The organism is Parabacteroides sp. AF17-28 (genome assembly GCF_003479205.1).
In the GTDB taxonomy this organism is placed as follows: domain Bacteria; phylum Bacteroidota; class Bacteroidia; order Bacteroidales; family Tannerellaceae; genus Parabacteroides; species Parabacteroides acidifaciens.
This window is the reverse complement of record NZ_QUGV01000012.1, coordinates 101952-114793: the sequence shown is the minus strand read 5'-3', so window position 1 is coordinate 114793 and position 12842 is coordinate 101952. Positions and strand designations below refer to the sequence as shown.

Below are 12842 nucleotides of genomic sequence, written 5' to 3'. Positions count from 1 at the left end.
TTAAAATGCAACATTAACACCAAACATGAATGTTCTCGGACGCGGATAAGTAAAGAACTGACGGTTAGCACCCCAGTTGTTACCACCTAAACGAGAAGAGTTGTCCGGGTCATATCCTAAATAATCCGAAGCAGTGATCAAGAATGCATTATTCACGTTAGCATACAGACGTAAAGAAGACAAACCAATCGACTTGATCAGATTTGAATCAAATGTATAACCCAACTGAATCATGTTACAACGCAGATAAGCACCATTGGCAACCCAATCATCATCAGCTGCATTATTTGCACCCTGGCCGAAGTTGTTCAGACGAAGAGCCTGTTCTTGTCCGTTCGGATTCAAAGTCGGATGCCATGCATCCTGATAAATGCGGTCAAGACCGTTGGTCAGGAAACGAGCCACTGTAGAGTGGTAATATTCCTGCATAACATCAACACCCCATGTATATTGGAAATCAACTGTCAAATCGAAATTCTTATAGTTGAACGTATTGACGAAAGAACCCGTCCAGTCAGGTAAACCGTTACCAATGATTGTACGGTCTTTAGATGTTACTTTTTCACCGATAACAGACGGAACATTCATTGTTTCCGGATCCCAGTTTTCAGGTTTGCCATCATAAATACCGATACGTTTGTAACCGTAGAACGAAGAAAGCGGTTCGCCTTCACGGATAAGCATGTCATAACCTACGAAACCGTCAGTTGTAATCTGGCGTTTTCCTGTAATCGGGTCAACTGAAGCGCTTTCATCCAATTTCTCAACACGGCTTCTGTTGAAACCTAAGTTAATCGTTGAAGTCCATTGGAAATCATGATTTTGAATAGGATGTGCAGTAACCAGGATATCGACACCACGGTTGGATACAGCTCCGACATTATCCAGGATTGAAGAATAACCTGTTGATTCCGGAACCGGACGGTCAAGCAACAAGTCCGATGTATATTTGTAATAACCGGATACGTCAAAGCTCAAACGATCCTTAAACAAACCAAGTTCAACACCAAAGTCAAACTGACCGGTCTTTTCCCATTTCAACTTAGAGTTCGGCATATTGTCCAAATAAGAAACCATATGCAAAGCATCACCGATAATCGTAGTAGACTGGCTTACAGTAGCCAAAGAACGATATGTACCGATTTCAGAGTTACCGGTCAAACCATAAGAAGTATGCAGTTTCAACTTGCTGATAGTCGGATTGTCTTCCAGGAAACTTTCACGGGACATCAACCAACCTAAACCGACAGACGGGAAGAACGCATACTTATTACCGGATCCGAACTTGGAAGAACCATCATAACGTCCGGTCACTGTTGCCATATACTTATTGTCATAAGAATAAGCCAAACGGAGGAAGTATGAGTTCATTGTCCATTTGTCATAGTCGCTGCCTACACCCGGACGGTCCGTACCTTTACCCAAGTTGTAATAACCATAGAAGTCATCCGTAAACTTACTGTCGGAAGCATTGAATGATGTATATTCACGTCCCTGCCAAGACAAACCGAGCATGGCATTGATAGAATGCTTATCCAACAACGTAGAATAGTTCATGTAAGTTTCTTCCTGCCAGTAGAAAGCATTTGAATTACTTGCAGAAGCATAACCTTCGGAATTCTGGTTGATCATAGGACGCGGAGTAAACGGAGTGTAATTGGCGTCACGGCTGTTCTGGTAGTCCACACCGAACTGTGTCTTCAAATCCAATCCTTTCAACAAATGGAATGTAAGGGCTGCGTTACCGAAGATTTTCGTACGGTATTGCATAGCGTACATATTTTTCAACAATTCAACCGGGTTACCGACAGGTTCCGGACTAAATCCTTGAGTACCGCTGTTAGGATTATCCTTGTCATTCAAGATAGCAGTCGTTCTAATGATATTAGTCTGCGTATATTCACCATCCAGCTTAACCGGCAAGAACGGCAACTGTTCGAGCATCGTACGCAAAGCTCCCTGTCCGTAAGGGTTATCGGAAGTACGGTTACCCCATGTATGGTTCACCAACAAATTCACTGAAGTAGACAGCCATTTCGTTGGTTTGTCGTCATACGCCAATTTCGCATTGATACGTTTGAAATAAGAATTAAGCAAAATACCTTCCTGGTCAGTATAGTTGATAAATGCTCCGACTGAAGAGCCGTCACCTGCACGCTGGATACTGATCTGATGGTTGTGGGAAACAGCCGTACGGGAAGCTTCATCCTGCCAGTTTGTATTATATTTAGGAGAGCCGTCAGCATTAAACAAACGCTCGTCTGTAAATATCTGAGACAAATCAGTGGTAAAATTCTTACCCTGCCATGCATTGGCATTTTCCAAACCTTGCTTGAAAGCAGCCATCCATTCATAAGAATCCATCACGTCCATCTGTTTAGCCATCGTACCGACCGAAACAGAACCATCGTAAGAGATATGAACGCCTTTGCCTCCGTCACCACGCTTGGTAGTTACCAAAACAACACCGTTCGCACCACGAGCACCGTAGATTGCTGCGGAAGATGCATCTTTCAATACTTCGATAGACTGAATGTCATTCGGGTTGAGTAACTGGAAGTCAGACATAACCACACCGTCGACAACATACAAAGGAGAGGAAGATGCCTGGATCGTGGACACACCACGAATAACAACACGCATTTCACCACCCGGCTGTCCGGTATTGGAGAAAATGTTCACACCGGCTACTTTACCTTTCAAACCATCGAGGGCATTGAACGATTGCGTTTTGATGATTTCTTCACCTTTAGCCGTAGAGATAGAACCTGTTAAGTCGGATTTACGCATCGTACCATAACCGACTACCACTACTTCATCCAATGTCTGAGAATCCTCTTTCAAGAGTACAGTAATAGTAGACTGGTTTCCGACTTTAACCTCCTGAGTCAGGTAACCGATAAAAGAAATTTGCAGTACAGCCCCCGCAGGAACATTCGAGATGGAGAAATGTCCATCCATGTCTGTCATCGTACCGTTTGTAGTACCTTTCACAACGATGTTAGCTCCGGCAACCGGACCTAATTCGTCATTTACGACGCCTGTTATCGTCTTACCCTGCTGCGCCACCATGACATTGCCATCCGATGCCGAAACCGGAACAGCAAACGCTGCATGAGCAGAAAAAGCAGACATTAGCAAACATAAGGCTGAGGCCTTCACTATCCCACATGGAGATAATAGTTTAGATTCATTCATCTTTTTTGCTTTTTAATTTTTAACACATAATACATAATAATATTGGGAATATCTTTACCAATCAAGGCATTCATTAATTTTTGTATTTCGATGGCAATATTACTTGATCTTAACACATTCGTAGTAACACTGAAACACCAAAAGAGTATCAAAATCAACCGCTGGTCAATTATGACACTCTTTTGGACAACCAGGACACTATCAATTCACAAACACTTACTACTTATTTTTAACCATTCCTATCCGAAACGAGACTCCCCGGATGATGCGTTTCTCCAATATGCCAAGACCGGACATTCCATTAACAAAAAATACAAGAAGCCCTTTTTTGGAGCATTTTCTATTTCGTCCAAAATATGGGTTCATTTTGAACTGACTCTTTGCTTGATTTTAGTATTCTTTGCTGACAACAAATGAAACGAGGTGCCGAGACCGTCCCGGAAAACAGGCAGTATGATTGCCAGAAGGCGAAAACAGCGTCAATGTGATAAAGCTTAACTCCCGGAGAATCGAATATTTGCGGACGAAGACGGACTGCGTTCCAAATATTCCAAGGAAATTTTGGAGGCTTGTTGCCGTGAGGTGCGCAGAAAATTGTCTTGAAGTAACGCTTCATCGCTCTGAAGGTTGACTTCGTGCTATATGAAGTCAACCTTCAGAGCTACAAAGTTCCGGATCAGAGCGATAAAGTCCCTCTTCATGGCGATAAGGAGCCTGATCATAGGAAAAAGTCCCTTTTTGAGGTCAAAAAAGCGGATTAACATTTGTTTGGTTTCGGATGCCTTTCGGACCTGAAAAATACGTTTTTTACAATAACCCCCTATTCCCTCTGCCGATATTGGCGCGGAGTCATCTGGTATTTTTGAGAGAATTCGCGATAGAAATAGGATTTATTGGAGATGCCGACCTGGTAAATGATTTCCTGGACACTCAAATTGGTTGTAACCAAAAGCTGGGCGGCATGCGTCAACCGGTAATCCTTGATAAAATCGGTCGGCGTCAATGGCGAAATCTTTTTGAAACGGCGATACAGCGCACGGGAGTTCATGCCCAACTTATCTGCAATAAATTCGGGCCGCAATGCCTCCTGGGTAAGATTATCCCGGATAATAGCCGTAACAGAATCCATAAACTCTTTATCCTCCTGGTGGATCAACTGCCCACCGGACTGCTCATAGGCGCTTTCCGGCGAATAATAGTAGTCTTTCAGTTCCTTTTTAGTCGCCATCAACCGGTTCACAACGGAATGGAGCACGACGGCAGAGAACGGCTTGGTCAGATAAGCATCCGCACCCAGATCCAGCCCTTCCGCCTGTTCACGATCCGAGACTTTAGCCGAGACTATTATTAAAGGTATATGGCGGGTAAACTTATCCGCTTTAAGACGACTGATAAATTCAAACCCGTCCATACTCGGCATCATGATATCCGTAATAATCAGATCCGGTGATTGCCGGTCCATCAAAGTCAGCGCCTCTTCTGCACGGAACGCTTCCAACACCGTATATTCGGAAGACAATGTTTCTTTTATCAGCCAGACGATATCCCGATTGTCATCCACCACTAATATAACCGGCTTATCGGTCTTCACAGCTGCTTCGCCTGTAACAGGCGAAGCAGACGGTTGTACAACCGTCGAAACAGCAGTTTGCCCGCTTTTTTCCAGCGTTTCCTCTTCTACGCTCTCCTCTTCTGCTTCCAGAAGAGGCAGAATAACCGTAAACTCGGCATATTCGCCTTCTTTACTATCCACCTTTATTTCCCCACGCAACAATTGCACCAGACTATGGCAGATAAAAAGACCCAATCCGTTGCGGGATGTCATCTGGGTATAATTATTCACCTCCAAATCACCCAAGATGCGGAAGCGGTCGAATATTGTTTGCAAGTCGGACTCCCCTATCCCTTTTCCCGTATTGTAGACCTGTATGATTAAAGAGCCGTTTTCCGTCCGGACAGAAACACGAACCGCCCCGTCCCGTTTCGTATATTTAAAAGCATTCGACACCAGGTTTCTCATAATTGTCTTCAAACCGGCAACATCCGTATTCCAATAAAGGGGAACATCCAAGCCGGAAACCGTAAAGCTGATATTATTCTGTTCAGCCACAGGCATAAACAATTCACACTGCTTTTGAACCAAGCTGCTAACGGATACCTTTTTAATATGCAGACGGCTGAATCCGGCTTCTTCGATCTTTCTGAAATCCAGAATTTCCTGTATCAGTTCATTCAGACTTGTCACGTTTTCGCCCAAGATACGGGCATACTTCTCCAATTTTCCATCCGCCGACCGTCCGGCAGCACCTTTGATATAATCATTCACTCCGTTAATCAAAGTGAGAGGCGTACAGAGTTCATGTGTGATATTGGCAAAGAAATTCAGTTTCGCTTCATACAGTTGCTCCTTCTGCTCTTCCCTGATTTTCCGGGCTACCTCAGACTGCTTTTCTGATATCCGGAAACGCACCCAACAAAAAATACCGGAACAGACAGCCATAAACAGCAGACAGTAGATAGTCATGGCCCAGGTACTTAGATACCAGGGCGGCAACACCCGTATATGCAATAAGTATTCCTTTGCATCCGAATCGAAGACATCATTCTTATAACGGACTTTCAATACATAATTATCATAAGGCAGTTTCGTAAAAGAGACCTGGTTGTCTTTTTGAAGTTCGGTCCACGAAGTATTATAGTTTTCCAACAGGTACGAATATTCATAATTTTCCCCGTGTATATAGTCTGTCGCCACAAAAGATATCGAGAAAGTGGAGATGTCGGGAGGTATAGACACATAACCGGTTTTCTGGTCCGTTACATAATCGTACAAACCATGTGTCTCATCTCCCATCTTCAGTTCAAAGAAATGCAGGTCCGGCTTATAATTTTCCTGCCGGTCGTTCTGCGGGTCCACCCACACCAACCCGTTTATTCCTCCAAAAAACAATTTTCCGGTATAAGGACATTCCCAATAGGCATCATCCGAAAATTCCGTCACCGGCAAATCCGGACTTCCATAGTTATGGAAGAAACGGTTATGGGGATTATACTTGGTAAGGCCTTTATTCGTGCTCAGCCAGATACAGCCGTCCGGATCTTCAAGGATACCATGGACCATATCGTTTTTCATACCGTCGGCCTTACTGTATTGATGGACTTCGGCCAGATTATTGGCGTGCAACTTCATTTGAGTCATGCCCGAACTGGCTCCCAAATAGAATGTCGAATCCTGGCTATAGCACATACAAAGCACATCGCCGACAGCCCGGTTGCCGGCATTATTCATCGGAATAAACTCATACTGTTTGCTAATCAGGTTGAAGCAGACCAGTCCATATCCGCCACGACTTCCCAAATAAAGCATGGAAGTCTCATCATCGTAATTCATGGAATGAAACTCATTGCAAATCTTTCCATCCTTTTCCAAAACAAACGATTCCACATATTTAATAACAAGTTCGCTTCCACTCTTGCCGATTTTAACTTCCAACAATCCATATCCCGTTGTTGCCAACCAAAGCGTCGAATCATTCACTTCCCGTATTGCATGGACATATTGGATCTTGGTGTCGGCATTGCCGGTTAAGGTATGGACTTTCTTGTCCAGTAAAGAATAATAGGATAATCCGGGACCTTCCGTTCCAATCCAAACCCAGGGATAATAATTGCTTTTGCGAAAACAATAAACACGGTCACTGGCAAGACCGTTTGCCATCGTAAAATGAGTGATCTTATCAGCTGGTATTTTCCCTTTACCATACGAATCGTAGTCTTCCACCCGGACAAATCCATTCCCTTTTGTCCCGAACCATACCGTTTTCTCGTCCTCTGTATAGATGGACCGGACCGGATTACGCATGACAATCGGCAGATTCTCCAGTTTTATCCCTGAAAAACGATTATATTTATCATAATACATCTGAACCCCCTGTCCGTCTGTTCCAATCCAAAGGATATCCTGCTTGCGATCGGGCAAGGCGCAGAATAAGCTTACATCAAAAGACTGTATATCTTCCGGTCTGTCGATATTCAGCAAAAGACCATTCCTGAAAACCAGATAGACATCGGAATGAAACAAAGCGATGCGCGACAGTTTGCCGTATTGTTCCATCCATCCGGTCAGATCGGCAATGTACTTTTTCTTGCGGTCTTTTATGTTATAAGAATAAAGGCCGTTATCCACATCCACGAAATAGAGAATATCGCTCACATAATAGGCACGGTCCACTTCCTTATCATGGATAATATCGTCTTTTATGTTCAGCGTAATCGGAAGCGACTCGAAATCAGGACGAACCTCCTTCAGGCAACCATCTCCGGTCAGGAGACAAAACTGTTTTTCCCCGACTGCGAACAGAACTTTAACATCCCCCTCATTCATTCCTTGCATATGCACATCCTGAAAAGAACCTTTTGCCGGAGAATAGCAAGAGATAAAATCCTTTTGCTTTACGATCAATGTATTACCCATCGAATCGGCCGCCACATTCAGGCATTCCGGGTATTCCGTATAAGACTCCGTCACTTTCCGGTCCTTCAATGCAAAACGGTTCAAGCCCATCGAGGTCGACACCCATAAATATCCCTCCCCACCATAAGTGATTTTATTAATAATATTACTGCATAAGGTATATTTATTATTCGGCTCGAAGCGGAATACATACGTATTTTTGCCATTGTACAGGTTCAAACCGTCATAAGTACCGATCCACATATACCCGTTCTCATCCTGGTACATTTCGAGAATCGCATTATTGGACAGATCGATATTATGGGCCAAATGCAGGGATATTTCGGCAGACAGTGGAAAGGAAAACAAAGCAATACAGGCAATTGCAGACTTGACCCAACGGGAAAGTGCTACATATTCAGACCCAGTTTTGATAATGGATAAATTCATAATAACGGTTATTTGACTACAAATATAAGAATATCATTTGAATGACAACGAAAAATATTTTCAGCAGACAAATTATCCGGAAGACTTCGTATCTTTGCAAGGTAAATATTCTATGTATAAGTTTAACACAACAAATACAAAATGAAAAAGTATCTTATCCTTGCCGCTTCCACTCTGCTCCTCGCAGCTTGTAGCGAAAAACCGGGTTACGAAATTACCGGTTCGGTTTCAAATGCCGATTTGAATGGCCAGTATGTATATCTCTATGAATATGGAGTAAAAGACGCTGTGCCTCTCGACAGTGCTTTGGTGCAAAACGGAGCGTTTGTTCTGAAAGGCAGTCAAAATAGTCCGGCTCTCCGTACACTCCGTTTTTCTGAAGAAGCAGTAGAACCTGCACGTGTCGCTCCGGGAGAGAATGCCCCGTTTATGGCAACATTCGTACTCGAAAACGGAAAACTGACGGTTACGTTGGATTCGACATCTACGGTCAGCGGTACACCGGAAAATGATGCACAGAAAGAGTTACAGGGCAAAATCAAAGGTTTGCGTTCAGGTATCGACAAGCTGATTGCCGACATGAAATCGGGCGACGAAAAGCTGATCGAACAGGCGGAAGCCAAATATGATGAAATCGACCAGAAAATAACGGAAGCTGTTGTCAACTACATTCTGGCCCATACGGACAAACAGACCGCAGCCAAGAACCTGTATGACTTCCGTTACAATATCGGCGAAGACCAGCAAAATGAGATCATATCTAAAGCAGACTCTACATTTAAGGCTGTTCCGGGAATCAGCTATATGATCGATCATCTGAACGTGCTGAAAAAGGTTGCCGTAGGACAGAAATTCACAGACTTCGAAATGCCGGATGCAAAAGGCGAAATGCACAAGCTATCTGAATATGTAGGCAATGGCAAGGTGGTTCTGATCGACTTCTGGGCATCTTGGTGTCCTCCCTGCCGCGCAGAAATGCCGAATCTGGTAAAAACATACAAACAGTATAAAAGCAAAGGTTTCGATATTGTAGGTATCTCCCTGGACAGCAAAGCGGATGCATGGGCTAAAGGCGTAAAAGACCTGGACATCACCTGGACACAATTGTCCGACCTGAAAGGATGGCAGAACGGCGGAGCTGCTCTTTATGGAGTAAATAGCATCCCTCATACCTTACTGGTAGATAAAGATGGTACAATCATCGCCAAAAACCTGCACGGGCAAGACTTGGAAGACAAAATCAAAGAAGTTTTAAAATAACATAATCGGGGCTGAACGAAATTTCTTACTTTTCGTTCAGCCTTTATTTATAACCGCTAAATCATGAAAACTAAAACACGACTCCTATGGCTCCTTATTGCCACAAGTCACTTATTCGTTTGTGCTCAAAACACGGAACCGTCCCGTTTTACCAAACAAGCAAATGAACAAGTGCTCAAAACACTTCCTTTTGACAACAAACAAGATTTTGAAGATGCAACCCGGGGCTTTATCGCCACAATAGACGAACCGGCAATCACCGGCGAGAACGGGAAAGAGGTTTATGGACTTGCTGTCTGGGATTTCTTGAAACAAGAGGCTCCAGCCTCTGCAAACCCCAGCCTCTGGCGACAAGGGCAACTGAACCGGATACACGGATTATTCGAAGTACTGCCGGGCAAAATATACCAGATACGGGGATTCGACCTTGCAAACATGACGTTCGTCCGCAGTGATAACGGCTGGATCGTCATTGATGTATTATTATCAAAGGAAACGGCCTTGGCCGGTTATAACCTGCTCAAAAAACATGTTGCCGACCTACCTGTAAAGGCGGTTATTTATACACATCCCCACGTAGATCATTTTGCAGGTATCGACGCCATCCTGGAAAATGCTCCCAACCAACCGAACTCTATCGAAATCATCGGTCCAAAAGGGTTCTTTGAAGAAGCCGTCAGCGAGAACCTGATGGCCGGCGTCGCTATGGGACGCAGAGCGACTTATATGTATGGACGCAGCTTGCCTAAAAACGAGAAGGGTAATATCGGTACCGGCCTCGGACAAACAACAGCTGTAGGGACCAGCGGTTTAGTCCCTCCCACCCGCGAGATATCGGAAGAAGGCGAAACGCTGCGGATTGACGGTGTGGAGATCGACTTCATGTCGGTACCCGGGGCGGAGGCTCCTGTGGAAATCATGATGTATTTTCCGGAAATGAAAGCATTTTGCGTTGCCGAAGAGATCAATCACAACCTGCATAACTTATTGACCCTGCGCGGCGCCAAAGTGCGTAACGGCCAGTTATGGAGTAAATATATCGACAAGGCGATCGTGAAATGCGGTGACCAGGTGGAAGTATCTTTCTCAACCCACCACTGGCCGACATGGGGCAATAAGAAGATCGTGGGTTATTGGGAAAAGCAGCGGGATATGTACCGTTACCTGCACGACCAGACCCTTCATCTTGCCAACCAGGGATATACTCCGAGGGAAATCGCGGAGATGATAAAATTGCCGGAGGCTATCGCCAATGAATTTGCCAACCGGGGATATTACGGCACGGTGAGCCATAACGTAAAAGCCCAGTACCAAATGTATTTTGGTTGGTTCGACGGGGTTCCCGCCAATCTGAATCCATTGCCACCGACAGAAGAAGGTAAAAAATATGTGGAAGCTATCGGCGGAGAAGAAGCTGTAATGGAAAAAGCAAAGGAAGCCTATAACCAAGGTGAATATCGCTGGACTGCGACCCTGCTGAACAACCTTGTCTTCGCTAATCCGAATCATAAAGCGGCTCGTCAACTGCTGGCGGACACTTATTCACAATTAGGATATCAAGCCGAAAGCGGCCCCTGGCGCAATTTCTACCTGACAGGGGCGCAGGAACTGACAAACGGAATAGCAGGAAAAGGTAAAACAAGCTCAAATATAGCCAGAATGTCTCAGAATCTAAGCCTCGAGATGCTATTCGATATGCTGGCGATCCAAATAAACGGAGAGAAAGCGGCTGATAAGGATATAATTATCAATGTCAGCCTGACAGATACAAAAGAACAGGCGACCCTGATATTAAAAAATGGAGCCTTATCGAACCGTATCGGCGTACTCCACGCAGCTCCGACGGTAAGTCTGAAAGGTGACAAGCAAACGATCTACACGAGCTTCACGCAACCGGAAAGCATAATGGCCAATATGCAAGCCAAAAAATTATCGGTCGTAGGACGCCTCGAAAGTTTAAAAGATTTGTTCGCCACATTCGAAGCCCCGGACAGCTATTTTAATATTATCGAACCCTAAATATCAAAGTTATGTCTGCTCAAATCACTTTAAAATGGAAAAAAGACTCTACTTTTGAGACAGAGTTAAATGGTCATCCCCTTATTATTGACACATCCGTGGAAAATGGGGGAAACGATGAAGGGCCACGTCCGAAAGCTCTTATGCTTGTGGCTCTGGCAGGTTGTACAGGAATGGATGTTGCCCCTCTCTTCCGGAAGATGAGGGTACGATTTGAAAGCCTGTCGATCGATGTTACAGCCGGGACGTCAGAAGGGATACCTATGATCTATACGGATTTCCATATAACCTATCATGTAACAGGGAATCCGGACGACAGTGCAAAAATGTTGAAAGCTGTCCGTATGTCGCAAGAGACATATTGCGGAGTATCGTTTATGATGAAAAAGATAGCTCCCGTAACATGGCAGATTATTCTGAACGGAATACCACTTAATACTGATTCCGCCGATAAATAACGAACCGGGGCTGTTGCACGGCTGGATTAAAAATTTTATCTTTGTGCGGTCTTATTGAAAGCGATCTTACATTAAAATTAGCATAAAGTTTTATTATCACTTTAATATAATAAATTAGCGATTATGATTTATTCACATGAAGTTCAACACATGTGTGTTGTAAAGAAGGGAGCTGACCACCAGTGTGCTCCGATTCCCGAAGAAGGAAAGTGGGTTAGAGCAACTCAGATTTCTGACATCTCTGGTTTGACTCACGGTATCGGTTGGTGTGCACCGAAACAGGGTGGATGTAAGCTGACTCTGAACGTTAAAGAAGGAATTATTCAGGAAGCACTTGTTGAAACTATCGGTTGTTCCGGTATGACTCACTCTGCTGCTATGGCTTCGGAAATCCTGCCGGGCAAAACATTGCTGGAAGCATTGAACACTGACCTGGTTTGTGATGCTATCAACACTGCAATGCGCGAATTGTTCCTGCAGATCGTTTACGGTCGTACACAGTCCGCTTTCTCTGAAGACGGTCTGCCTATCGGCGCCGGCTTGGAAGACTTGGGTAAAGGTCTGCGTAGCCAGGTAGGTACAATGTACGGAACATTGGCAAAGGGTACTCGTTACCTGGAAATGGCTGAAGGCTACTGTACTCGTATGGCTCTTGATGCTGACGACGAAGTAATCGGTTATGAATTTATCCACCTGGGCAAATTCATGGATATGGTAAAGAAGGGTATGGATGCTAACGAAGCACTGGAAAAAGCAAAAGGCTCTTACGGTCGTTTCAAAGAAGCTGTAAAATATATCGATCCTCGTAATGAATAAGAAAACACTGACACGCGTCCTCCTTGGGCTGACAGCTATCACCCTTGTGGCTTCGGTTATCGCCTATTTCGTGATTAAACCGGATCGTCCCTGGATGGCTTTCTATGTGCTCTGTTGCGGCGGTGTGCTTGTTTTCAATTTTCTGATATCTTTATTCCTGGTAAATAAGAATTTAAAAAAGTAAAAAA

Annotated in this window: 7 protein-coding genes; 5 read left to right on the top strand and 2 right to left on the bottom strand. The window is 44.3% G+C overall.

What is annotated here, in order from left to right:
* Together DWW90_RS10870 and DWW90_RS10860 are read right to left on the bottom strand one after the other, a co-directional pair.
* Positions 1 to 3072: a TonB-dependent receptor gene (locus DWW90_RS10870; RefSeq protein WP_233547709.1), complete on the bottom strand. Its 3072-nt coding sequence runs from the start codon at positions 3070 to 3072 to the stop codon at positions 1 to 3.
* 946 nt (positions 3073 to 4018) lie between these two features.
* A complete protein-coding gene (locus tag DWW90_RS10860) occupies positions 4019 to 8101 on the bottom strand; it encodes a hybrid sensor histidine kinase/response regulator transcription factor (RefSeq protein ID WP_122344981.1) in 4083 nt (1360 codons plus the stop codon).
* 141 nt (positions 8102 to 8242) lie between these two features.
* Here DWW90_RS10860 and DWW90_RS10855 point away from each other — a divergent pair, with 141 nt between their 5' ends.
* From DWW90_RS10855 to DWW90_RS10835, 5 genes are all read left to right on the top strand, one after another.
* Positions 8243 to 9361: a TlpA disulfide reductase family protein gene (locus tag DWW90_RS10855; RefSeq protein ID WP_122332896.1), complete on the top strand. Its 1119-nt coding sequence runs from the start codon at positions 8243 to 8245 to the stop codon at positions 9359 to 9361.
* A gap of 63 nt (positions 9362 to 9424) precedes the next feature.
* Complete coding sequence (locus DWW90_RS10850; protein WP_122344980.1) at positions 9425 to 11380, top strand: alkyl/aryl-sulfatase; 1956 nt, start codon at positions 9425 to 9427, stop codon at positions 11378 to 11380.
* Positions 11381 to 11391: 11 nt separating this feature from the next.
* On the top strand, positions 11392 to 11838 hold the full coding sequence (locus tag DWW90_RS10845; protein WP_115499417.1) for an OsmC family protein: 447 nt from the start codon (positions 11392 to 11394) through the stop codon (positions 11836 to 11838).
* Positions 11839 to 11961: 123 nt separating this feature from the next.
* Positions 11962 to 12654, top strand: a complete 693-nt coding sequence (locus DWW90_RS10840) for an iron-sulfur cluster assembly scaffold protein (protein WP_115499418.1) — start codon at positions 11962 to 11964, stop codon at positions 12652 to 12654.
* Complete coding sequence (locus tag DWW90_RS10835; RefSeq protein WP_122344979.1) at positions 12647 to 12838, top strand: hypothetical protein; 192 nt, start codon at positions 12647 to 12649, stop codon at positions 12836 to 12838. Before DWW90_RS10840 ends, DWW90_RS10835 begins: the two co-directional genes overlap by 8 nt.
* Positions 12839 to 12842 lie beyond the last annotated feature (4 nt).

Bases quoted from the DNA above. Each gene is read 5' to 3' on its own strand.
- DWW90_RS10835 (WP_122344979.1), top strand. From the start codon at position 12,647: ATGAATAAGAAAACACTGACACGCGTCCTCCTTGGGCTGACAGCTATC.
- DWW90_RS10850 (WP_122344980.1), top strand. From the start codon at position 9,425: ATGAAAACTAAAACACGACTCCTATGGCTCCTTATTGCCACAAGTCAC.
- DWW90_RS10855 (WP_122332896.1), top strand. From the start codon at position 8,243: ATGAAAAAGTATCTTATCCTTGCCGCTTCCACTCTGCTCCTCGCAGCT.
- DWW90_RS10860 (WP_122344981.1), bottom strand. From the start codon at position 8,101: ATGAATTTATCCATTATCAAAACTGGGTCTGAATATGTAGCACTTTCC.
- DWW90_RS10840 (WP_115499418.1), top strand. From the start codon at position 11,962: ATGATTTATTCACATGAAGTTCAACACATGTGTGTTGTAAAGAAGGGA.
- DWW90_RS10845 (WP_115499417.1), top strand. From the start codon at position 11,392: ATGTCTGCTCAAATCACTTTAAAATGGAAAAAAGACTCTACTTTTGAG.
- DWW90_RS10870 (WP_233547709.1), bottom strand. From the start codon at position 3,072: ATGGTGGCGCAGCAGGGTAAGACGATAACAGGCGTCGTAAATGACGAA.